Below are 24511 nucleotides of genomic sequence, written 5' to 3'. Positions count from 1 at the left end.
TAAGAATTTTCAATAATTAAAACCACTTTTCACCTACCAAAAAGAAAGTGACATTAACTTAACTATTTCTAAAAATTAGATGAAAAAATAAGCCAAGAAATCCACCAACCATAGCAAAACCTAACTGTATATAGGCTTTGCCATACCAAGCCAGTTCCCTAAATTGATAGTCTGCACTGCTAAAGTTGATCACAAACATATTCCTAATATCCCAACTATGAAATCCTTTTGGTCTTTCAGCAAAAAAATCTAGAATAGGCGTAAACCCTAAAACAAATACAATACCAATTAAGGGATAAACGATACATCCTGGAAAAATAGGATTATTCTTTCGTTCCATAGAGTCAAATATGATAGCCGCAGCTACTAACAAACTTTGTATTAGAGCGACTTTTTTAAAAGTATCTAAATCAAAACCTAAATAGAACATTAAAGTTAATAAAAAGACTCCTGTTAGAAGAATAGAGTATATTAATAATTTCCAATTCATTTCAGTCCTTAAATAATTTTTAGAATCTTATATAGTTGTAGTAATGTCTATTAAAAAATATTATTTCAATTTATTTATATTAGCAAAGAATAATTAAATAGCACAGTCTTAATTAAACCAAAAATGTACAAATAGCATTCAAACAATTTTTCCATTTTTAAATAAATCTAAATTTACATTTAGTTTATATACAGGTTTTAAAAAAAATTTAACAAAATATATTTTTCAGTACAACTAAATATTTATAAAATCCATTAATTTTATAATTTATCTTAATGCTAAAATCTCCAGATTAAATATTATTTATAGTCAAAATACTTTCTATTTAAAAATATATTTCCAAATCAAGTGAACCTTTGAATGTACTCTTTCTTGTCCCCTAAAACTAACAATTTCATACTTGTAGTTTTACTTGCTTCTTGGCAAGGTATGTGCCAGTAAAACATTAGGAATTTGTTCCAATATGGCGAGTCCAGCACAAATCATTCGACATAAATTTCTCAATACATTCTTTTCACGCCATTCTCTCTGGTTCTTATGTATTTTTACTGCACTCAGCATTACATGGTTTCGCACCGTATATACCCCTCATAGTATCTATTATTTTATTTCAGATACTCTACTTAACGGTTTATGGGTACTCACAGGTGCACTAAGCTTATTAGGCCTTTATGATGTTTTGCAGAATAAACATTCAATTTTAAGAAACTACCCAATTATGGGGCATTTCCGTTTTTTGTTTGAAGATATACGCCCAGAAATTCGTCAATACTTTATTGAAGCGGATCAAGATGCTCTACCTTTTTCGCGTATGCAAAGAAGTCTAGTTTATCAACGTGCTAAAAATGAAAATGCAGATAAACCCTTTGGTTCAATTATTGATGTTTATCAAGAAAACTATCGCTTTATTGTCCACTCAATAAGCCCTTGCCCCCCAGCAGATCCAAAGAGTTTCCGTATTCAGGTTGGTAATGCACAATGCCTTCAACCTTATAGCGCATCAATCATGAACATTTCTGCCATGAGCTTTGGTAGTTTAAGTGCCAACGCAATTCGTGCGTTAAATAAAGGAGCACAGTTAGGTGGGTTTTATCATGATACTGGCGAAGGTAGTTTAAGCCCTTACCATCTAGAAAATGGCGGTGATATTGTTTGGCAAATTGCCAGTGGTTATTTTGGGTGCCGTACCATAGATGGCAAATTTGACGAGCAAAAGTTTGCCAAACAATCTCAATTACCACAGATCAAAATGATTGAACTGAAGCTTTCCCAAGGTGCAAAACCGGGCCATGGCGGTATTTTACCTAAACATAAAATCACCGCAGAAATTGCCGAAATCCGCGGCGTCTCTCGCGATCATGACTGTATTTCTCCTGCAAAGCATTCTAGTTTTTCTACCCCAATTGAAATGATGCATTTCTTGCAGAAGTTGCGCACATTATCTGGCGGTAAACCAGTTGGTTTTAAACTGTGTATTGGCCAGCCTTGGCAATTTATGAGTATTGTTAAAGCAATGCTTGAAACAAAAATTGTTCCTGACTTTATCGTTGTTGATGGTTCTGAAGGCGGTACAGGTGCAGCACCAATTGAGTTTAGCGATAATATTGGTACACCATTACGTGAAGGCTTACGCTTTGTTCATAACACACTTGTCGGCGCAGGGCTAAGAGATCAAGTTAAGATTGGTGCGAGTGGTAAAATCATTAGTGCATTCGATATTGCCAGTACTTTTGCACTAGGTGCAGATTGGGTTAACTCAGCACGTGGTTTCATGTTTGCTGTTGGATGTATTCAGGCACAAAGCTGTCACACTAACCAGTGCCCTGTAGGTGTTGCAACCCAAGATAAAGACCGTCAAAAAGCAATTGATGTACCGACCAAATCAGAACGAGTATTTAATTTTCATAAAAATACCTTGCATGCATTATCAGAAATGATTGCTGCGGCTGGTTTACGCCATCCTTCGGATATTAAAGCCCATCATTTGGCTCAGCGAGTAAACGATCGTGAAATTAAGAACTATGCTCAATTGCATTTTTTCTTAAAAGAAGGTGAACTTTTACAATCTGAACTTAATAACGACGATGATAATTTTTATTATCGAATGTGGAATATGGCTGATGCCAATCATTTTTGATTTATATTAAGCCTATAATTTGAGCATTACATTCATAGTGTGATGCTCTTCCATATTTAAAAATAATATGTGATTTTTGATTAAATTCCACTCTCCTTTTAATTTGTATTTAATCGATTTTTCACCTAATATAAAAGTATAAATAACGTACACATTTTAATTTTATTTAATAAAAACTTTTTAATGCTTATAACAAGAAGGTATCTCATTATGTTGAAAAAAACATTCATCTCTTCTTTTGTTGCACTGGCGGTAGGCTTAAGTAGCTATGCTGTTGCTTGTACACGCGCTGTATATTTAGGCAATAACCAGCACATTATTACTGCTCGTTCGATGGACTGGAAAGTTGATACGGGTACAAATTTGTGGATTATGCCAAGCGGGGTTACCCGTGATGGTAGTGCAGGCTCCAATTCAATAAAATGGACATCTAAATATGGAAGTGTGATTGCTACAGGTTATGAGGTTTCCACAACAGATGGCATGAATGAAGCTGGATTGGTTGCCAATATTTTATGGTTAGTAGAATCTCAATATCCAGATGTAAAAAAATCTAATAAACCATTATTAAGCATTGCTGCTTGGGCACAATATGTACTCGATAATTTCGCAACTGTAGATGAGGCTGTTAAAGCCTTAGAAAAAGAACCTTACACCATTGTTACCGACAATGTTCCAGGTGAATCAAGGCTTACCACCCTGCATTTATCTATTTCTGACAAAACAGGTGATAGCGCAATTATTGAATATATTGACGGAAAGCAAGTGATTCACCATAGTCGTAGCTATCAAGTCATGACTAACTCACCTACTTTCGATAAGCAACTCGCACTTGCCGAATATTGGAAACAAATTGGTGGAACGATCATGCTCCCTGGTACAAACCGAGCATCTGATCGCTTTGCACGTGCATCATTTTATATTAATGCAATTCCTAAAAATGATGATAGTAAACAGACTCAAGCCTCTGTATTTAGTGTCATTCGAAATGCATCTGTTCCCTATGGACTAAATACTCAAGAAGAACCTAATATCTCTTCGACTCGTTGGCGAACTGTGGCCGATCATAAACAGATGCTCTATTTTTTCGAATCTGCCCTATCACCAAATGTGTTTTGGGTTGACTTAAAAAGGATTAACTTTAAAGATGGTAAAACACGTAGACTTGATTTAGGGCCCGATCAAAGCCATATCTATGCAGGTGATGCTACTTCTTCGTTTAAAATTGCAAAACCATTTGTATTTTTAAGCCCAACTACACGTTAATTTATGTCAAAATTATTGGCCTTAACATAAATAATATTAAACATACTATCTTGGAATTTATATGATGAAGAAATCTCTACTCTTATTGGGTTCTTGTCTACTTACAACGGCTTGCAGCACCACACAATTTGGTACAGATAAAGCAACAGCTCCTACAGTAGTAAAGACAGCTGGTCAGCTCAACTGTTTACCAACTGAATTATGTCCCAGCTTGCTCGTTAAATGGAACGAGAATCAAAAAGATCAGCTCCGCGTAGATGTTCATTTAAGTAGTAGTTATAACTTTTATGATATTAATGAGTTAATATTTGATATTGATGGCAAACGATTTACTTATCAGCCCGCTCAAGCGACTGAAAAAACGAATGTAAGTCGATTAGTACCTAAACACTCAACAACTTTCTTTATTATTCCAAGCCAATTCTTGCAAGAGTTTAAAAATGCTCAAAATGTAAACGTTTTGATAAAAACGGATAAAGGAACGATTGAACGCAATATGTATAGTCCACAAAAACAATCTTCAGTTTATAAGAACTTTATGCAGCTTTATCAAAATTCAAAATAAAGCAGATAGATTAAGTCATGCATCTATCCAGAATTATTGGATAGATGCATTATTTTTTAATAATAAAAATGTTTTGGTTTCGCATGTAAAAAGGCTGGAATCAATCCTGTTAAAGCCGCACGTATATCTGCACGTTCATTAATTAATTGATGTGAACCTTCTTCGAGCATTAGTAGCGTTTGAAGCCTAAATTTACGACGAATAAATTCAATGTTGTAACGCCAATCAACCGTCTGATCAAGAGCACCTTGTGCAAGCCAGACAGGGATACGGCAAGCGGGCCGTTCTTCCATTTCTTGCATCCATTTTGACATTGCCAAAATCCAGTCCATTCCCATCATCCGAGGTTGCAACGGATCTTTTAAGCGAATAAAGCGTAAGAATTCAGGATTATGATTATTACGTCTAAAGTGTCTTGGTACTTGGCGTTTAATACGGCGAATAATGCCTAACCCGACCGGATTATGCCACCATGCGGTTTTTGCAGGACGAATTAAAGGTGAAAGTAATAAGACTCTATCTACAATCGGATCTTGGCGTTTTTCAGCATATTCTAATAAATGATGCATCCAAATTGCCCCACCCGTGCTTTGCCCAATTCCAACCCACGGTTTTGGTAGCTGGTCTGCATGTTTCACATATTGGTAAACTGCCATCAAAACTTGTTGGTAGTGGTCAAAATTTTGAATACTTGCTGGTGAACCATTGCTTAAACCATGCCCTGGTAAGTCGTAGGTAATAACACTAAAGCCTTGTTCAAGAATTTCACGAATGATAGGCTGATAAATACCGCTATGCTCAAGATAGCCATGTAGCAAACAGACGGTACCTTGTATTTTTTCTATTTTAGGTTTGAAAACCTGCACATGTAAGCGAAATAAAGGCATCTGAACATAACCCTGCCAATGATCACATTCAAGTAAATGCAAACCATACAATTTGCGGTAGGCCAGCAAATCTCGAGATGGTTCCTCTAATGTATTTAAATTGAGTGGGCTTAAAACCTGTGGCGTAAGATCACGGTTGGGAACTGGCAAATCTAATTGTTTTAATACGGCAGGATTGAGAAATGGGATATCTGACATTAAGGTACCTCTCGACAATCACTTGAGCCAAACAACATGTCGCGAATTGTCGCAAGTAATTCATAATTTGCACGACGACTATGGTCATAATTTTGTTGACTAGGCTGCCAACGGGTAAGCGTTGTCGGCATTTGAGCTACCACAGGAATTGTTTCTATGCCATTTAAAGCAAATAGTCGGCGTGTACGCGGCATATGGTATTCATCTGTAACCAGCATGACCGTCGGTGCTCCACCCTTTTTCTGAAGCAATAAAGAGCTAAAACGTGTATTTTCACAGGTATTCATACTACGCTTTTCTAATAGCTTTGCGTCAACACCGCGCTCTTTTAACCAAGCTTGCATATAGGGTGCTTCTACACCGCTAAGCACAATCGGGAGATGATTTTGTTTTTCAACTTCTAAAGTTTTTTCTAATCGCAAACGCGTATAGCCATTAACAACAATATCCTTACCATTTTTATCTAAAGTTAATCCTCCACCCAACACAACAATTGCATAAGGTTCTGATAACTTTTTAGGTTGCACTGGTAATGGATTTTTACGCACATATTCAATTTTCTGTTCAGGTTCACTGACAGCTTTTTGATGCTCTGGTACCACAGGTTTTCTTGCTAAAAACTCAGTATATTGCTCTGTAAGTGCTTTATTTTCCGAACTATTAATAAAGAGAGCTTCATCAATAGGGCCACTTGCTTCATCCGCCGCATCAATTTCTGAGTTTCTAACCACTAAAGGAACCGTTACGGAAGCGGCTGCCTCTGAATCTTGCTCCTTTTCTTCTAAGAGAATAATTTGCTGTAAAGCCTTATAGTTTTCTTGAAGATAGGTCAGATCTGTTGTCTTTTTTTCACGTAAAGCTTTTTCAGTCAGCTTTAAATATGCTTGACGAGCAATCCATAGATTTGAGCCTGGTTCTAAATTGTCATGCTCACTTAATGCAGCCTGTCTCTGGCTTTCAGCAGCGACTTGATTAACATCAACCGGTACAAAATAATTAAGTCCAGCTACAATTAATTTTGAATAAAACGGCGAATATAAAAAAACCACGAAACAGCCCAATAGTAAAAATAGCGCGGTGACTACTTGTACTAAACGTACCATTAAGTGTACTTGTGGCATAAAACTATTCCGTATGATTTTCAATTAAACCTAAACTGTTATAAAGCACAGGCTCTGGTTCTAACATAATATGGAAACGCTGATCAACATCATGTTGCACAGCCTGATAAGTTTTCTTTACATCAGTAAGAGATGCATTGGCATAATTCACCAAAACCAATGCCTGTTTATGAAACATACCCACCATATCAAGTTGTTTACCTTTCCAACCCACCTGATCAATTAACCATCCTGCTGCAATTTTAACGTTTCCACTGGCTTGAGGATAATGTGGAATTGTTGAGAATTGTGTGACTAAGCGCTCAAATTCTTGAGGATTAACTATCGGATTTTTAAAGAAACTTCCGACATTTGGATATTCTTTTGGATCAGGTAACTTACTTTGACGAATATGAATGACTTGATTTTGTAAGTTCTCGGCAGTCTGATTATCTCCAACTGCTTGCTTCAAATCACCATAGTTAAGCTTTAAATGGGGATGTTTAAGCAATTTAAAAGTCACATGCGTAATAATGTAACGGTTCGGATCATCTTTAAAAATGCTATGACGATAGGCGAAATGGCAGTCTGCTTCTAAAATTGTCTGAGTTTCTTTTAATTTACGGTCATATACTTGTACCGACTCAATAAACTCACCTACTTCTACCCCATAAGCACCAATATTTTGTACAGGTGAAGCACCGACTAAGCCAGGAATAAGTGCGAGATTTTGCAAGCCAAACCAATTTTGCTGAGTACTGTATAAAACGAAATCATGCCAGACTTGACCTGCACCAACATTAACTCGAACAAAGTCATCATCGTTCGATAAAACTTCGATACCTTGAATATCTAGATGAATAACCAAAGCATTGATCTGTTGCGGCAGTAGCATATTGCTACCGCCCGATAGTACAAGTACATTTAAATTATGCTGCTCAGCAAAACCCAAAGCTTCCTCAATATCCTGAATAGTTTGAACTTTGGTGTAGTGAGACACTGTTGCATCTAAACTCAAAGTATTGAATGGCTTAAGCTGTACATGATTTTGAATTTGCATCGTATTGAAAAACCTATTCTTAAACATTCAATTGTTTTTTTAAAATATTTATCCACGCCAAACTACTGGACTCGCATTGATTGAGTACACGTTCAAAACCCTCAGCACCGCCATAATAAGGGTCAGGCAAGGCTTGTTGCAGATATTGGGGATCATGTTCGCTCATTAACGCTACTTTTGCACGAATTTGATGTGTACCAAACTGAGAAACCGCACTTTGTAGCATGTCATGAATATCATCAAAGTTTTGATGATCCATTGCCAAAATCAAGTCAAATTCTAAAAAGTCTTGAGTTGAAAGCTGTCTTGCACGTAAAGAAGATAAGTCATAACCTCTTTTTTTAGCGTGCAGCTGACTTCGCTGATCTGGTGCTTTGTTTGGATGATAATTACTCGTTCCAGCAGAATCGACAAGTATATTGAGTTTATGTGCATCACAATAATGTCTAAAAACCACTTCAGCCGTGGGAGAACGGCAAATATTTCCTAAACAGACACATAACACCTTATATTGTGTTTCCATTAGAAATTACTTCCAAATATTTGAATTACATAGAAATAAATATGGTGCATGCAAAATCCTAACAAAACTATAAATTATTGTCAGAATTGAATTGACCATTGTGACGTGTTGCATTTTGTCAAAACTCACATGGCTTGAAAAGGAAAATAATGTTTATCAATAGATTAAAAGTTGATAAATCAGTCGACAAACGATCTGATCTTCTAATTTTCAAGAAAATAATAAAGCCCTCATCAGAGGGCTTTTACACAAAGGAATAACTTTTTTATATTATTTTTTTCTGTTCATTTCACTTTTTATTCAGATGTAAAAAAGCCCAATTATTATGGGCTTTTTAGTAAAACTAGGATAAAAATCATTTATTTTTAAAAAGTTTATCCGTCATTTTTCTATCAACTTTACTACGATGTCCATTTTCAAAGTATCGATCAACATGGCATAGTTTTGTTTTGGTATCACAGAACACACCATTTGAGAGTGTGAATGCTGAAGTATCAAAATCACCTTGAGAGAATGCTCTGTTCGCTTTGTTAGTTCCTAAGTATTTGGCTGTAAGTTTTTTAGATACACCTTTCTTGTCAGCGCAGATATATTTGTCACAAATTACACCATTTTTAGGTGAATAGACGCTAGAGCTGGTTTTCGCCATTGCTACTGAGCTAAGCATTAAACAAGAACATCCAATAAGACTAAGTACAGTTTTAGAAATTTTCACTTTTGAACCGAATAAAATTATAAATTGTTAGAGCATTATATAAATTAGTAGCCTTCAGGAAAATCTACCAAACAGTATAAATAACAAAAAGCCCACCTTTCCATAAACGTTTAAATAACTTGCGGATCTCCGTCTACCTTCCTCTTCCTACCATATGAAAGTAGTGCTTATCTCATACAACACTCAACATAATCACTTCAGAACTACTTTATTTTAAAGTGTCTTATGCTAAGTTACTTAAAGATTGAATCCTAAAGAACCCTTCTACAATAATGTTCAAAAATAAGGAAATAACGTATATGAGCCATTTTCAATTTCAAACCGTTCCAAATATCATCTCAGGCTTAGGCTCTATACAAGAATTACAGAATGTTTTGTCTTCAAAAGCTTACCGTAAGTTGTTACTAGTGACTGATGCAGGCATGATCAAAAATCAATTACATGTTCCCATCATTCAAATTTTAGATACGCTTAATATTGAACATGTCATTTATGCCGATGTTCAAGCTGACCCACCAGAACAAGTGGTATTAGATGCAGCCAATTATGCAAAACAGCAAAATGTAGATGCCATTATTGGTTTTGGGGGTGGTAGCTCTTTAGATGTTGCAAAAGTAATTGCTTTGTTGGCACATCCCGACCAAACTCAAAGTTTGCAAGATATGTATGGCGTAAATCAGGTAACTACAGCTCGCCTTCCCCTTATCTTAATTCCCACTACAGCTGGTACAGGCTCAGAAGTGACCCCAATCTCAATTGTGACCACGGGCGAGACAACAAAAATGGGGATTGTCTCTCCGGTACTGTATGCAGATACTGCAATTCTTGATGCTACTTTTACTCAAAACCTTCCAGCACATATTACTGCTGCAACAGGTATTGATGCGATGGTGCATGCCATTGAGGCATATACCTCTAAGCATAAAAAGAATATTTATACTGATATTTTAGCCAAAAATGCTTTGAAGTTACTGAACCATAACTTACCGAAAGTTCTTAAAAACGGTAATGACCTAGAAGCAAGGCAAAACATGCTGTTCGCCTCGATGCTTGCAGGTCAAGCATTTGCAAATTCACCCGTTGCCGCTGTGCATGCTTTAGCTTACCCACTTGGCGGGCATTTTCATTTATCGCATGGGCATACCAATGCCTTAGTGTTGGTTGAAGTATTAAAATTTAATGCACCAAATGCAAAAAAATACTATGCGGAACTGATGCAATGGCTAGATCCATATAGCAATGGCAGCACAGATGGTTTGTGTGATCTGTTTATTGACCATATGCAAAACCATTTAGATCGTAGTGGATTGGTCTTAAAGCTTAGAGATTTGGATATTGAAGAGTCTAGTCTACCTAAGCTTGCTCAAGATGCCATGCTACAAACTCGCTTGCTACAAAATAACCCTCGTGACATGACAGAAGCTGCTGCTTTGGCAATTTATCAGGCGATTCATTAATGACTAAACCAGTTTTAAAAAACCGCGATCAATTTAAGTTCTTTTTAGATATTCAAACGCGCTGGGCAGATAACGATATCTATGGTCATGTGAATAATGTGACTTACTATAGCTATTTTGATACGGCAGCAAATGCTTTACTCATTCAAAAAACAGGTTTTGATATTCATCAATCACAATCAATTGGCTTAGTGGTCGATTCAGCTTGTAGTTTTTTTCAGGAATTATCTTTTCCCGAAATTATTCAGGTAGGTGTTGCGATTGGTAAAATCGGTACCACTTCACTGCGCTATGAACTGGCCATCTTTAAACAAGGCCAAGAGCAAGCTTCAGCTCAAGGACATTTTGTGCATGTCTTTGTTGACCGTGAAACCCGAAAAACGGTTCCAATTTCTGAGTCTACTCGTGACGTTTTAGAGAAATTTTTATTATAAAAAAATGAGGCAAAAAGAAAATGAGTTGTTCTTTTTGCCTCTTCATTATTTAGATCATCGCAGGATCACTAAAAGAGTCCTCACCCGTTTCAACCCGACCAGCAAAGCGTCGGTAATAAGACACATCACTTTGGCATGTGATCTCAAAATCGTACCAATGCCCTACATCAGCCAAAGCCCAATGTTGCTTAACAACTTGACCAGCTTTTACGGTAAGTTGTAATGGAGCATCCTGTCGATATGCACACGGTTTTACCGTTAATATCGCATCCTTAGCCCCGTCATTCATAAGCTCTACATAAACATCACCATTAGCAATGTCATAACACACTCGAATTTCAGGTTTAATTCCACTATCGACAATACGTTGAGTATCACCTTTAAAATGACGATGATAACCATTTGGGCCTAACACCCATAAATCATAGCGACCTAAGTTATCTTTTAAAGCATCCCATTCATCATCTAAGGTTTTATTCGGCTCTACAATATAACGCTTTGGAATACGGTCGAGATTGAGCTTGTCATATACATGAAAAACCGCCGCTTGCTGACCTGTATTAGAGAAAATCAATTGCACCTTTCCATCCGCTTTACAACGCGCACTCGTATGCAACTCATAAGGCAATGCTCGTGACAGACGTATACCACTTTGCTGAATCGGTAACTTGCTATCTGTTGGTACTGGAACAGCAGGTAAAGCCTCTTGATTTTCTCTTAATTCATCTGCCTGTAAACGTGTTTGCTTTCCATTGAGCTGCGGTAAAACATCAGCATTTGGAGTTTTAAAATTAAATGCGCTGGTTAAATCACCACACACTGCACGGCGGTATGGACTAATATTCGGCTCTTTTACACCAAATCGTTTTTCTAAAAACATAAGCACGGACGTATGGTCAAAAACTTGCGAGTTGACCCAACCTCCACGGCTCCATGGAGAAATCACATATAATGGAACACGAGGCCCTGGCCCATAAACACGCCCATCAGGTGTAGGCTGAGAATGGCTTCCCTCTGGTGCAGCATGATCAAAATATTCATCCTGCATATCGGCACTGCTTAATGTTGATTTCCCTGCGTATTGACCATTTTTAAGTCGAGATGGCGCAGATGGTGATGGTACGTGGTCAAAATAACCATCATTTTCATCAAAATTGATAATCAGTGCTGTTTTACTCCAAACCTCTGGCACAGCAGTTAATGCATCAATAATTTCTTGAATAAACCACGCCCCTTGAACTGGGCTTGAAGGGTCTGGATGTTCACAATAAATTGATGGCGCATTAATCCAAGAGACTTGCGGCAATTTTCCTTCACGAATGTCTCGTTTAAAAGCGTCGAGGTAATCTTCTGGTTTATTGCCCGGTAAAGTATTTGCAATGCCCTTATATAATGGATTTTTGGCATTATCAATCGCAGCTTCATAAGCTTTATACGGTAATTTTTGTCCCGTGTCGGCATAGGGTTTGTTCGGTTCACCACCACTTGCAACTGGATAGCCAGATGCGATATTTGCCTTTCTAAATGAGCGGAATGCACCAAGCATATTATCGCCCCATTCATCTGGCATATTTTGATAACAAATCCAGTTTACACCGGCTTCTTCCAAACGTTCTGCATAAGTCTTCCACGTATAACCGCGATCTGCTGTAGCTGGATTACCATCAATCCAGTCCCATTCATTATTTACAAATGAACGCTTGGTCGGTGTCGCCCCATTTGTACCCGTTAAATGATAAGAACGGTTCGCATCTGTACCAGTGTGCATAGAGCAATGATAGGCATCACAAATCGTAAAGGCATTCGCAAGTGCGAACTGATATGGAATTTCTTTTTCTTTAAAATATCCCATTGATATATCAGTTTTATGGGCTGGCCAATTCGCCATACGCCCATTGTCCCATGCTAACTGACTGTCATTCCACGTATGAGGCGTACCATCTGCTCGCTGTGCATTATTGGCTGTGCCATCTAAGTGAAAAGGCGTTAAAACTTGCCCATTACTTCTGAGTTGCTCCCATACACGGCGGCCACTCGGTAGAGGAATCGTAAAACGATCAGCAAAACCTCGAACGCCTTTTAATGTTCCAAAATAATGGTCAAAAGATCGGTTTTCCTGCATTAAAATAATAACGTGTTCGACGTCTTGAATTGTGCCTGTTTTATTGTTTGCAGGAATTGCCAAAGCTTTTTGAATACTAGATGGGAAAGCCGCCAATGCCGCAGCACCAAAGCCCATATTTAAAGAGTAATTTAAAAATTTACGACGTGTAATCATGATCAGGTTCTTTTTATTATTTAAGTTTATGGAGCGCAGCGCATTACAGGCTTTTTACCTGTGTCTGGTGCATTTGAATTATCATTTGATGAGTCGTTACAACCACTCAGCAAAAGTGCGCTGATCAATAAAAAACATGAATATTTAAAAGAAGTTATTCCTGCGTATTGCCTTTTCATGTCTATGTACAATCCATTTAAAATCTAAAATGGCTAACATAGAAAAGTACAATGACAGTGACGTGACCTGAATGTTTCAATCCCGTGAAAAAGCATGGAATTGTATATTTTCCAAGCTCATCACAGGACTAAAAAGTTAAGGCTTTAATTGAATATTTTGTAATTCGCCATCAAAGGTCTCTATGAGGCTTTTAATGACTGGCTGTTGTTGTAATAACTCAGCTGCTCTTTGAAAGGCTTTTTCTTTACGCGCACTTTGAATGATATATGGTGTAGCCGTATTTACAGCACCATATTCAACTGTAAATTGGGTATCAGGCCATTGCTCATTTAATGCATCAATAAGACCTTGTTGTAATTGAGTCAACATATTTTCATATTCTTGAGGAATATGGAAAACTGTATTGCCACCAATTTGACCTGTCATCACGCCATGCTGAGCAAGCTCTTGAACAGCTGGAGAAAGTTGACTAGTTCTAAACCAATATTCCCATTTTGCTAGTGTCCACTCGCCTTCTAAGGTCTGCGTGGTTAGCTTCAAAATGTCTTGAGGCATAAGCTGCCCGTTATCAGTTGCACTGACTTCTTTTACAACTTCAACCTTTTCAATCGCCTCTGAAGTTTCCCCCAGTAATGGTTGCTCGACAACAGGTTCTAAAGCTAAATCATTAGTAACAGGCGTATCTTGGGCAAGTGAAAAATCAGTGCTAGGCGCTTCAAATAAACCTATAGGCTCAGCAGTAAAAGCTGGTTCAGGTTCAATATTTTTGGCTTGGGTTTCAGCCTGAACTTGTACTGACTTTTGTTCTGGTACAGGAATAAAATCTTCCTCCAAAACATTACTTGTTTCTTGAACAGGTACTGACTCAAGCCCAATCAGCTCATGATGATTTGGGTCAAATACCATTAAATCCTGATTAGACTGAGGTTCAGGTTCAGGTTCAGGTTCAGGTTCAGGTTCAGGTTCAGGTTCAGGTTCAGGTTCAGGTTCAGGTTCAGGTTCAGGTTCAGGTTCAGGTTCAGGTTCAATCATAGCGGGTTGGCTAATAACTTCAACTGGCTGCACAGCACTTACAGGAGCAATATCTTGAGCTGTTTGCTGAACTTGGGGATTCATCACAACTTGCTGATTTTGTTGAACAAGCTCTGACACCAGAATTTCATTTGGCGTTAGAGGACGGAATGCCAATAAGCGTAAAACGCACATTTCAAAACCTTGTTCTTGTGTCACGGCAAGTTGTAGGTCAGATCGTCCTTTACATGCAATTTGGTAATAAAGCTGTAAATCTTGAGCAGAAATCAGCTTGGACAGTTGCATAATTTTGCGATTGATTTCATCGCTATATTTCAAACTCAAATCAGGCAGATATTGCAAAATTGCCAATTCATGCAATGTCGAAATCAACTGATCAAGTACAAGTGAAACATCAAGCGCTTGATGTCTAAATTGTAATAAAAGCTGACTAACTTTTTCACGTTGGTTCTGATGAATCGCTAAAATCAAATCATAAATGATCGTGCGGTCAATTAAACCGAGCATTTCTTTAACATCTTGATGCTGTACAGCACCCTGACCATAGGCAATTGCCTGATCGGTTAAAGATAATGCATCACGTAATGAACCTTGAGCAGACTCGGCAATTTGCCAAATCGCATCTTGATCAGAAACAATCTGTTCTTTTTCAAGAATAGTGCCAAGATGCTTTGTAATTTCATCAACAGCTAAAGGGCGTAATGTAAATTGCAAACAACGAGAAATGACCGTAATTGGTAGCTTTTGCGGATCAGTCGTTGCAAATAAAAATTTAACGTGTTCTGGTGGTTCTTCTAATGTTTTTAATAACGCATTAAAGGAATGCGTAGATAACATATGTACTTCGTCAATCAGGTAAACTTTAAAACGACCTTGCGTTGGCGCATATGGAACGTTGTCTAAAAGTTCACGTGTATCTTCTACTTTTGTTCTTGAAGCAGCATCAATTTCAATCAAATCAATAAAACGGCCTTCGTTTACCGCTTTACAAGTTGCACAGACTTCACATGGTGTAGAGGTCACACCTGTTTCACAGTTTAAACACTTGGCTAAAATACGTGCAATTGTGGTCTTCCCCACACCACGCGTTCCTGTAAATAAATAAGCATGGTGTAGACGACCGCGTTCCAATGCACTGCTTAATGCACGAGAAACATGGTTTTGCCCCACTAACTCATTGAAATTACGTGGACGGTATTTTCTAGCAAGTACTTGATACATGTATGCTCCTTGTTACAGGCATAAGCATACTTTGTTTTTAAAAGAGAGTGAACGCATAAAGCTCATATCCGTACAGATAAACTGCGAACTATACTCTTTTCTCATCTGAACCATTTATTTGACTAAGGGTGATCATGATGTAACTCGTGATCAGTGACTCCATCATCCATCGTTTGTACCAGCCCAACCCCATCTTTAATTTCAGCCGAATAATTTCCTTTTTCGGTAAAAATTTGCATGATCGTATAGTGGTCTTTTTGACTTTGAGTGATGGTAAAGAAATTCTGATTTGGATCTCCCTGATCAAATTTCCCTGTCCACCGAACAATATCTTGGTCAACAGGTTCAATCTCTACAATTTTTCCTGTGCGGTTAATTCCATATTCCAACATTTGAAACTTAACAGTATCACCTACTTTTTTGAGTTCAATCACGTTTGGATCATACTTAATCACCATGCCTTGTCCATTTTTAATCAATGGAAAATTAACATTAGAAGGTAGCTGATCCTTTTCTATCTCATTAAAAACAATTTGTTGCTTAGATAATCTTTCTTTCTCTGACGGACTCAGATTCATTGTATTTTGACGAGAAAAACCATTCTGACTTTCAACTCGCTTTAAGCTAACTTCACTTTTCAGGCTATCTGTAGATGATGTTAAAGCAGAAGAACTTTGCTGTGAAAATGCAAGCCAGATGAGAACTGCTAGCGCTAAACAAGCGATAGCAGTTCCTATTAACAATTTATTTTTTTTCATTATTTATGGCTAAGAATAGAGATTAGTTATATAGAGAAATTTTCTGTGCATTTAGGTTAATAACACTCACCGCATCAATTTTTCCTTCTACGCCCAAACGGACACCATATTTAGGGTTATATAAGTATGGGCTAGAGTAAAAATTAATATTATTACCTCCCATCGCAGTACTTCCTAAAGGATGGGCAAAGCCTGAACCAATATTGGTTGAACCATTATGGTATAGACCAAGATTATGTCCTACCTCATGACGCATCGCAGCAAAAGAACAACCTGCAATATCATTTGCACCAATCATGTTATATGAAGATGCATTAATCCATGCCCAGCCACAACCGCCATCGCCTGGTTCATTGCCTTGATAATAGACGCCATCAGCCAATACGCGTTTACGCTCATTTTGTACGGTCGTGTCATCGCGTCCAAAAGAAATCGCTTCTTTTAAAGTTGCAGCAGGTATTTTATAAGTTAAATAGCCCACATCTCTTAAGTAAAAACGAGCATTTGAATTTTCAGCAGTTAAATTCGTTAAATTTACGCCTTCAATCATTCTAAGTTTTGCAGCGCTCTCTCCTAAAATTGAATTTACTTCTGGACTAGAAACCAACAACATATCAATTGTATAGCTATCTACTGACCAGCCTTGAACAGTGTAAATAAAACGGCGATTTTCACCATTTTTAATTGCTGTAGACAAACCATTGGCAGCATTAATATAGGTATCAGCCGATGCATTTGACGCAATAACCACCTTATCCCCGACTTGAGCTTTAACTGGTAGTTGCAAGGTTGGCTGCCAATTTGAGGTAGAAAGTTTTACCTTTAAAGCGGGTTGAGTCATATTCGGTAAAATTGCAGGAATTGTTGCCGATGAATCAATCACCTTCGTTGGTGAAGAGATCAGCTGCCAATATCCTTTATCACTGACATACATAAACTCATATTGATCGCCTGTTTTTAGCGTTAAAGTCGCTTGGCTATTAATATTGGTATTATTAATTTTTGCAGACCAAGTCGCTGTAGACTTGATAATAATTCTATCTCGATCACTTGCAGTAGTCGGCAAAGTGAAATTGGAAACCCAATTTCCATCTCCAAATGAAACTTCCGTTAGTGGACTACTTACCGCGGCTAAAGATGTTCCAATTTGCTGAACATTTAACTTCTGCGGTTTAATATATTCTGGCACCCATTTCCCTAAAGCCGAATAATATTTAAACCAATATTCAAACCCATTTTTTAATAAAAAACTGCTTGGAAATAGCAAATTTGCTTTATCTATATTGGAATCAGCACTTGCTGTGGAAACAATTTGTACAGTCGTTCCATCGCGTACGTCACTTGGTAATGCAATGGTTTGTGCCCATTTATCATTTTCAATAAGTACTTTTTGTATGGATGCAGTTGTTAACGGTACAACCTCATAGTTAGCACCATTCGTAGGACTCACTGTCGCCAACTGAGCAATCCATTTATTTTGAGCGGTATTAAAGATGAATTGGTAAACATCCCCGCTATTTATCTTCAACACTTCTAACGGAATATTCGTATTAGAAGTATCTAAATAACTACTATAAGCCGCACTAGAGCGAATTGTAATTTTGTCTAAATTATTAGCACTTGCTGGTAAAGAGAGATTTTTGACCCAATTCCCATTTGCTAAAGAAAATTCTAAATCTGAATAACCAGATGGAATTGATCCACTATTATTATTCTGATTGGGTGAAAGTACAGTTGCGGCATATACAAGTGAAGATGCAACAATTGCTCCGATAATGAATGATGTTTTTAATTTAAAATTCACAGCAGCCTCTTTTATTTGTTTTTAGATTTTTCGAGTAGCAGATTAACAAACCATTTTTTTACAGTCAATTTTTGATCAATTAATTTTTTATTAAATTTCAATTACATGATCACTGAATCATTTTGAAATAAAAATATGAAGCTTATTAAATAATAATTTTTTTATGAGAACTAAATAACTAAAAATATTCTGAGATGAGGAAAGCTTTATCAATTTATGTGTATTTAAAAATTATATTTATAACACGAAAAAGAGAGAAATTTTTCTCTCTTTTTCCACGACTGTTAAGCTTATTTAGATCATTAACTCACTTTCTTTGGAAAGCTAAACCAGACAAATACAGTTAAAAGGAAGAAACAAATAGCTGAGATTGTAAGTACCCAACTATGTGCATAGCTAAAAGCTTGCTGAGCAACTGCAATTAATTGTCCTCCCAAAGAACTTTCAAGGTTAGAAGCCAACTGCATGGTTTCACCAATCGAAATACTCGCTTTTTCAATTAAGTTCGTCGGAAGCTCTTCTGGCAAAATAATTGAGCGACTATAAAACCAAGACAACATTAGGCCAAAAATAGCGACACCTAAACCAGCACCCAACTCATAGGCCATACCTTCAATCGCACCTGCTGCACTTGCTTTGTTTGGTGGTACAGAAGACATAATGGCTGCTGTTGAAGCCAGTAAAGCAATCTCAATGCTAAAGCCTAAAAAGACCATACACGTCCATGCTAAAAAATGATCGGTCGAAAAGTTAAGTTGGGCAAGTCCCCATAGACTAAAACCACTTATTAAAATCCCAACAGTAGATACAAGTCTAAGTCCCCATTTATTTAAACAGATTCCTGCTAATGGACCACCTAAACTAATTGCAATCATAAATGGAATAATAAACATGGCTGCTTGTAATGGAGAAAATCCATGTACAAACTGCAATTCTTGAGACAAGAGTAATTCAAAGCCAACCAAAGCAATCATTGAAACAACGGCCATGACAATGCTGGTAGAAATGACTGGATGTTTAAATAACTCCAAATCAATCATTGGAGTGGTACTTCTTTTTTGGCTTCGAATGAAGTGAATTAAAGCACTTACCCCAACCACAAACATCACGACTGTGAGTACCGAGAAGTTGTACATGGCCGATTTGATTGAATAGATCAGACTTAAAATTGCCACAACCAACACTAAAGCCTGGCCTAAATTAATTGGCTGGTCGGTTTTCTCTTCCTGCTTAGGAATGATCATGACAATCATGACCAGAACAACCAAAATAATTGGGATGTTGATGAGGAATACTGCTCCCCAATGGAAATGCTCTAGTAAAAAACCACCCACTAATGGACCAAAAGCGGCACCACCGCCCCCTACTGTAGACCAAAGGCCAAGTGCAAAATTCCTTTGCTTTTCTTCGGTAAAAGCATTTCGAATTCCCGATAAAGTTGCAGGAATAAGCATAGCTGCCCCTAGCCCTAAAAGAGCACGGGAAGCAATTAAAGCATAGGCTGTTGGTGAAAAAGCAGCTGCCAGTGAACCGACTCCAAAAATTGCAGTTCCAATAAATAATAATTTTTTAAAGCCAATACGATCACCGAGTGCACCCATCGGCAAAATCAAACCCGCCATAATCAGTGAATAAATATCAATGATCCATAAAAGCTGATTGGCAGTTAAATTCAATGCTGCACTTAAAGATGGTGTTGCAACATGCATCACCGTTGCATCAATTGTAACCGGCAAATAAATAAGGACGATGATTGTCAGAATTAACCATTTCTTTTGCATAACGCTCTTCGATATCCAAAACTTGGACATGTGTTCAAATTGAGGTTATTATATACACAACTGGACACTTGTCCAACTTTAAATTTTAATGTAGTTTGTGTCGAATTCAGTCAGGTGTAAGAAACATGGCCTATCTTAATCGTGATCAACGCAGAGAAATGATTCTGCAAGCTGCCATGCAAGTTGCTTTGGCTGAAGGTTTTACAGCCATGACGGTACGTAGAATCGCAAGTGAAGGCCAAACCTCTACTGGACAAGTTCATCATCACTTTTCGTCGGCATCTCACTTAAAAGCTGAAGCTTTTTTAAAGCTTATGGAACAGCTGGATGAAATTGAACAAGCTCTACAAACCACTAGCCAATTTCAAAGGCTCTTTATCTTGTTAGGTGCGGAAAACATAGACAGACTTCAACCCTACTTACGATTATGGAATGAAGCTGAACTCTTGATTGAACAAGATATAGAAATACAAAAAGCTTATAACTTGGCCATGCAAAGTTGGCATCAAACGATTGTTCAAGCCATTGAAAGCGGCAAAAAAGACGGTGAGTTTAAAACTCTATCTAACTCAACAGACATTGCTTGGCGTTTGATTGCTTTTGTATGCGGTTTAGAAGGAATTTATAAACTTGGATTACAAGGACTGGCTGAAGAAGATTTTAAACGTCATACAGAAGCGATTATTCGCTTAGAATTGTTATAAGCGTAGAGCTGGCATTTATTCAAATACCAGCATTTTTGAAAGTACAGAATTTAGAACCAGCCTTTTCGGCCTTTTAAAATTTGGTCGGTACAACGTAAAGCTTCTTGAGTAAGCCCCCACAAACGATAGTCACCCGTTATTGAACCAATCTGAAAGTTATGAGTATAAGCAAAGCTAAGATCACGTTCAGGATCACACCATGCACCTGAACCATTATAGCCAATATGCCCAAAACCATTTTTAGCACGCTTACCCATGGTAATAATACGGTGATAACCTAAACGCCAATTCATTGGAATTGGCATAACACGATCACGTGCATAACTTTGGATGGTACTCAATTCTTTAAATATTTGTGGACGAATCAGTTGCTGTCCATCCCATTCACCGTGATTTGCTAGCATCGCATAAATTTTAGCAAGGCTACTTGCAGTAAATGTCCCATTTGCTGCCGGAATAACAGCTTGCAACCCTTCATCACTAAAGAAACTAAAATGCTTCATTCCTTTTGGAATCATAGCATCCTGAAAATCTTGCGGGTCTTGTCCAGTCCACGTAATCATTTTTTCAGAGAGTGAACTTTTGCGCGGCTGCGACTTTTTTACTTTTTCAACTTGAGTAGATGCTGGTTTTTCTGGTTTCGGTTGAATAATTAAACGTGCTACACGATCTAACTCACTGGCAGGCGTTCCAAAATAAGCGCCATCTAACTGTAACGGTTCGACCAGATATTTTTGCATGAGCTGATCTAAAGATTGACCCGTCGCTTTTTCAAGTACCCCACCCACCAGCCACCCAAATGTTAATGCCTGATAAGCATTACCCTCTCCAGCAAGGAATCTTGGCTTAGTCGCCGCAACCACATCTAACATGTGTGACCAGTCGAGCATTTCTCTCGCACTTTCGATGGTATTTCGAATATCAAACATGCCGCTTTGATGGCTTAGCACATGACGCAATGTCATTTGCTCTTTACCATTTTGAGCAAACTCAGGCCAATAAGTCGCAATCGGTTTGTCGTATTCTAAAAAACCCTCACTTACTAAAATGTGAGCTAAAGTCGCAAGTATACCTTTACCTGTAGAGTAGCAAACTGCCAAGGTATCTGGTTGCCAAGCTTCAGTTTGTGATTTTAGACCGGTGTAGATATCGACAACTTTCTGACCTCTAAAGTAAACCGCTAATGCAGCTCCACCTTGTCCCGTTCTGGCATCTTGAAGACGGCTAAACTGGTGAGCTAAATCAATAAAACGTTCATCTAAAATACCGTGATAGTTATGGGTATCGGCCAACAAAATGTCTTTAATCACATGAAGTTCCTTGCATTTTTTGTTATTTTGCTCAAAAGCAGCCCAAACACCTGTTCAGGCTGCTGATATTTTTATAATGCTTTTACAGTTCCTGCAACATGCGGTTTTTGTGATTTCGTATTACGAATCAAGAAATCAGTCTTTTTGTCTGCATTGGCAGTTAAAAACTCAACTTTTGAAGGTAGGTACATTGGCAGTTTAAACCACACATCTGCTTCATAAGCATTTGGTAATTCAAGATTCGCTAGTGCTTTAGCTTTGCTCCACATGCCATGTGCAATTGCTTGCTTAAAGCCAAATGCTTTTGCAGTAATAGCATGAATATGAATTAAGTTGAAATCACCTGACACTTTCGCATAACGGCGACCTGTGTTTTCTAAAATATCCCACTCTGCCTTTGGCACATAAGCTGGTACTTGTTCTTCTTTGGCTTTTTCGCCGACTCTTTTCTCCACTTTTTGGCGAGATAAATAAGTCGTTAGGCCTTCCATTACGACTTCGTTGCCAACTTTTGCGGTGGTAATAAAGTCAAACTGAACACCTTTATCATGCGGTTTTAATTCCCCAAATTTACATGACAGGGTTAATTTTTCAGTTACACCAATCGGTCTGGTTTGTTTAATCTGGTTACGAATATGGACTAAACCTAAAATCGGAAATGGAAAAGCTTCTGCCGTCATCATGTGCATTTGCAAACTTTGAGAAAGCACAGCCAAATAAATTGCTGGTACAAAGCCATTATTTTTAAAGCCACATACTTCGTTGTAAGCTTTGAGATGACTTTGATCAATCTCAAGACTATCAACCACATATTCAACTTGCGGCAAGATTTTTGGCCCTTTAGGCTTTTTAAAGATTAAACCTTGCACAACTTTTGGATAAGCCAATGCCGCTTTTGGTAGCTGGCTAAAATGACGAGTATTCATACCTAACCTTTTATAATTTATAGATTCTTGAATAAAAAAGGGATGCCCAAGCACCCCTTATCTTTAGCTAAGAGTGCTTAAGCGCCTAACAAGCTTTGACCACACACACGTACCACGTTGCCATTTACGCCTGTAGATGCAGTTGATGCAAACCATGCAATCGTTTCTGCTACATCAACAGGTAAACCGCCTTGTTGCATAGAGTTCATACGACGACCAGCTTCACGAATTGCAAATGGAATCGCAGCAGTCATTTGTGTCTCAATAAAACCAGGTGCTACTGCATTAATGGTAATCCCATTTTTTAGAATAGGTGCAGTAAATTTAACTAAACCAATCACACCTGCTTTAGATGCAGCATAGTTAGTTTGACCAAGGTTACCTGCAATACCACTAATTGATGATACGCAAACAATACGGCCATTTGCATTTAGACCATCGTTTTCTAACAAGTAGTCATTTACACGTTCAGCAGCAGACAAGTTAATGTTAATTACCAAGTCCCAAAGCTCAGGCTTCATGTTTGCCAAAGTCTTGTCACGAGTAATACCTGCGTTATGAACGATGATATCTAAACCGCCTTGTTTTGCAGCAGCAGTTTTAATTTTTTCGCCCGCATCAGCAGCTGTAATATCAATTGCCAATATAGAACCACCAATATCAGCAGCTACACGGTCAAGGTCAGCTTGCTGCTGAGGTACATCTAGACAAATGACATGAGCGCCATCACGCGCCAATACATGTGCAATTGCCTCACCAATACCACGGCTTGCACCGGTTACTAACGCAGTTTTACCAGCAAGTGGTTTTGCCCAATCAACATCAACGACATCTGCTTTAGAAACACGAATGACTTGACCAGACACATAAGCTGAACGCGGAGAAAGCAAGAAACGTAAAGTTGATTCAAGGTTTGCAGCAGCACCTTCATCTACATAGACAACTTGAGCCGTAATGCCCTTTTTAAATTCTTTACCTACAGATTTGATAAAACCTTCAAGTGCACGCTGGGCAATCGCCTGTTTTACAGTTTTTGCAGTTTCAGGAGTTGTACCAATCACAATAACTCGACCAGAAGTCGCAACTTGACGTGCGATCGGGTTAAAGAATTTATAAAGTTCGTTTAACTGTTCTGAGTTTTGAATACCAGAAGCATCAAATACAACTGCTTTAAATTTTGATTCTTTATCGCCTGCATTAAATGGACGTAAATTTAAACCAACTTTTGCAGCGTCTTGTTGTAGTGCAACATTATTGCCTACATAACTATCTGCATGAATATTGCTAAGTACTTGTGCAATCGCACCAGACAATACACTTGACGGCGCCGCGCCAACCAATACTGCCCCATTCACTACCGGCTGGGCATTTTCAAAACGCTCTAATGCTACAGGCGATGGTAAACCCAAATTTTTAACAACGAATTTACCAATTGGAGATTGTGTAAATGCTTGGTATTGATCAGTCATGATTATTATCTCTCAAAAAAATGATTTTCTACGACAGGCTTCATTATGTTAGGAAATGTGAAGAAACAATATGAAAGCAGTCGTTCATTAGAGTCATCCCAAATCATACTTGAGTTGATCTTTTGATGTCTTGACCTGAATGCTATCTACAATGTCATTCTAGTCAATACAGGTCTATTTGAATTGTGTTAAGGTAGCGTATAAGAATATCGTTAA

20 protein-coding genes are annotated in these 24511 nt (G+C 37.9%); 6 read left to right on the top strand and 14 right to left on the bottom strand.

Translation table 11 applies throughout. The features are described from left to right. Positions 1–58: 58 nt before the first annotated feature. A complete protein-coding gene (locus tag HL290_RS03260; protein WP_198495581.1) occupies positions 59–490 on the bottom strand; it encodes a hypothetical protein in 432 nt (143 codons plus the stop codon). Between the two features lie 463 nt (positions 491–953). Between HL290_RS03260 and HL290_RS03255 the strand changes: the two genes are divergently transcribed. The 3 genes from HL290_RS03255 to HL290_RS03245 all read left to right on the top strand — a co-directional run bounded on the left by HL290_RS03255 (position 954) and on the right by HL290_RS03245 (position 4458). Further along, the gene (locus tag HL290_RS03255) at positions 954–2627 is read left to right on the top strand and encodes an FMN-binding glutamate synthase family protein (RefSeq protein ID WP_198495580.1); all 1674 of its coding nucleotides are present in this window, start codon (positions 954–956) and stop codon (positions 2625–2627) included. A gap of 210 nt (positions 2628–2837) precedes the next feature. Further along, entirely contained in the window at positions 2838–3893 is a 1056-nt protein-coding gene (locus tag HL290_RS03250) for a linear amide C-N hydrolase (RefSeq protein ID WP_198495579.1), read from the top strand. Between the two features lie 61 nt (positions 3894–3954). After that, positions 3955–4458 (top strand): hypothetical protein, encoded by a 504-nt coding sequence (locus tag HL290_RS03245; RefSeq protein WP_005039888.1) that lies wholly within the window; start codon positions 3955–3957, stop codon positions 4456–4458. Between the two features lie 56 nt (positions 4459–4514). Here HL290_RS03245 and HL290_RS03240 read toward each other — a convergent pair whose 3' ends face one another. The 5 genes from HL290_RS03240 to HL290_RS03220 all read right to left on the bottom strand — a co-directional run bounded on the left by HL290_RS03240 (position 4515) and on the right by HL290_RS03220 (position 8893). After that, a complete protein-coding gene (locus HL290_RS03240; RefSeq protein ID WP_005306414.1) occupies positions 4515–5543 on the bottom strand; it encodes an alpha/beta hydrolase in 1029 nt (342 codons plus the stop codon). Continuing rightward, positions 5543–6664 (bottom strand): YdcF family protein, encoded by a 1122-nt coding sequence (locus HL290_RS03235; protein WP_198495578.1) that lies wholly within the window; start codon positions 6662–6664, stop codon positions 5543–5545. The genes HL290_RS03240 and HL290_RS03235 overlap by 1 nt, the downstream gene beginning before the upstream one ends. A gap of 4 nt (positions 6665–6668) precedes the next feature. Beyond that, positions 6669–7703, bottom strand: coding sequence for a UDP-N-acetylmuramate dehydrogenase (murB, locus tag HL290_RS03230; protein WP_198495577.1), 1035 nt, complete (start codon positions 7701–7703; stop codon positions 6669–6671). Between the two features lie 19 nt (positions 7704–7722). Continuing rightward, positions 7723–8226: a low molecular weight protein-tyrosine-phosphatase gene (locus HL290_RS03225; RefSeq protein ID WP_198495576.1), complete on the bottom strand. Its 504-nt coding sequence runs from the start codon at positions 8224–8226 to the stop codon at positions 7723–7725. A gap of 355 nt (positions 8227–8581) precedes the next feature. Further along, on the bottom strand, positions 8582–8893 hold the full coding sequence (locus HL290_RS03220) for a YcgJ family protein (RefSeq protein ID WP_198495575.1): 312 nt from the start codon (positions 8891–8893) through the stop codon (positions 8582–8584). Between the two features lie 347 nt (positions 8894–9240). Here HL290_RS03220 and HL290_RS03215 point away from each other — a divergent pair, with 347 nt between their 5' ends. Together HL290_RS03215 and HL290_RS03210 are read left to right on the top strand one after the other, a co-directional pair. Continuing rightward, a complete protein-coding gene (locus HL290_RS03215; RefSeq protein WP_198495574.1) occupies positions 9241–10398 on the top strand; it encodes an iron-containing alcohol dehydrogenase in 1158 nt (385 codons plus the stop codon). Then, a complete protein-coding gene (locus HL290_RS03210) occupies positions 10398–10832 on the top strand; it encodes an acyl-CoA thioesterase (RefSeq protein WP_198495573.1) in 435 nt (144 codons plus the stop codon). Before HL290_RS03215 ends, HL290_RS03210 begins: the two co-directional genes overlap by 1 nt. A gap of 49 nt (positions 10833–10881) precedes the next feature. Here HL290_RS03210 and HL290_RS03205 read toward each other — a convergent pair whose 3' ends face one another. From HL290_RS03205 to amvA, 5 genes are all read right to left on the bottom strand, one after another. Further along, complete coding sequence (locus HL290_RS03205; protein WP_198495572.1) at positions 10882–13110, bottom strand: phosphocholine-specific phospholipase C; 2229 nt, start codon at positions 13108–13110, stop codon at positions 10882–10884. 315 nt (positions 13111–13425) lie between these two features. Further along, complete coding sequence (locus tag HL290_RS03200) at positions 13426–15543, bottom strand: DNA polymerase III subunit gamma/tau (protein WP_198495571.1); 2118 nt, start codon at positions 15541–15543, stop codon at positions 13426–13428. Between the two features lie 122 nt (positions 15544–15665). Then, on the bottom strand, positions 15666–16301 hold the full coding sequence (gene cpaB, locus HL290_RS03195; RefSeq protein ID WP_198495570.1) for a metalloprotease secretion chaperone CpaB: 636 nt from the start codon (positions 16299–16301) through the stop codon (positions 15666–15668). Positions 16302–16323: 22 nt separating this feature from the next. Beyond that, positions 16324–18105 (bottom strand): metalloendopeptidase CpaA, encoded by a 1782-nt coding sequence (gene cpaA / locus HL290_RS03190; RefSeq protein ID WP_198495569.1) that lies wholly within the window; start codon positions 18103–18105, stop codon positions 16324–16326. A gap of 302 nt (positions 18106–18407) precedes the next feature. After that, positions 18408–19886, bottom strand: coding sequence for a multidrug efflux MFS transporter AmvA (gene amvA, locus HL290_RS03185; RefSeq protein ID WP_017392167.1), 1479 nt, complete (start codon positions 19884–19886; stop codon positions 18408–18410). Between the two features lie 125 nt (positions 19887–20011). On the opposite strand from amvA, the gene HL290_RS03180 reads away from it, so the two are divergent. Beyond that, positions 20012–20590, top strand: a complete 579-nt coding sequence (locus HL290_RS03180; RefSeq protein ID WP_198495568.1) for a TetR family transcriptional regulator — start codon at positions 20012–20014, stop codon at positions 20588–20590. A 50-nt stretch (positions 20591–20640) separates the two neighbouring features. Here the strand turns inward: HL290_RS03180 and HL290_RS03175 are convergent, their stop codons facing one another. From HL290_RS03175 to HL290_RS03165, 3 genes are all read right to left on the bottom strand, one after another. Then, the gene (locus HL290_RS03175; protein ID WP_198495567.1) at positions 20641–21900 is read right to left on the bottom strand and encodes a serine hydrolase domain-containing protein; all 1260 of its coding nucleotides are present in this window, start codon (positions 21898–21900) and stop codon (positions 20641–20643) included. Between the two features lie 71 nt (positions 21901–21971). Next, positions 21972–22826 carry a MaoC family dehydratase gene (locus HL290_RS03170; RefSeq protein ID WP_005046507.1) on the bottom strand — a complete coding sequence of 285 codons (855 nt, stop codon included), beginning with the start codon at positions 22824–22826 and terminating at the stop codon, positions 21972–21974. A 77-nt stretch (positions 22827–22903) separates the two neighbouring features. Beyond that, positions 22904–24295, bottom strand: a complete 1392-nt coding sequence (locus HL290_RS03165; RefSeq protein WP_198495566.1) for a 3-oxoacyl-ACP reductase — start codon at positions 24293–24295, stop codon at positions 22904–22906. Positions 24296–24511: the final 216 nt, after the last annotated feature.

The organism is Acinetobacter sp. AC1-2, assembly GCF_016124155.1.
GTDB lineage: Bacteria > Pseudomonadota > Gammaproteobacteria > Pseudomonadales > Moraxellaceae > Acinetobacter > Acinetobacter calcoaceticus.
The sequence above is the reverse complement of the archived record's forward strand: the minus strand, read 5'-3'. Positions and strand labels throughout refer to the sequence as shown.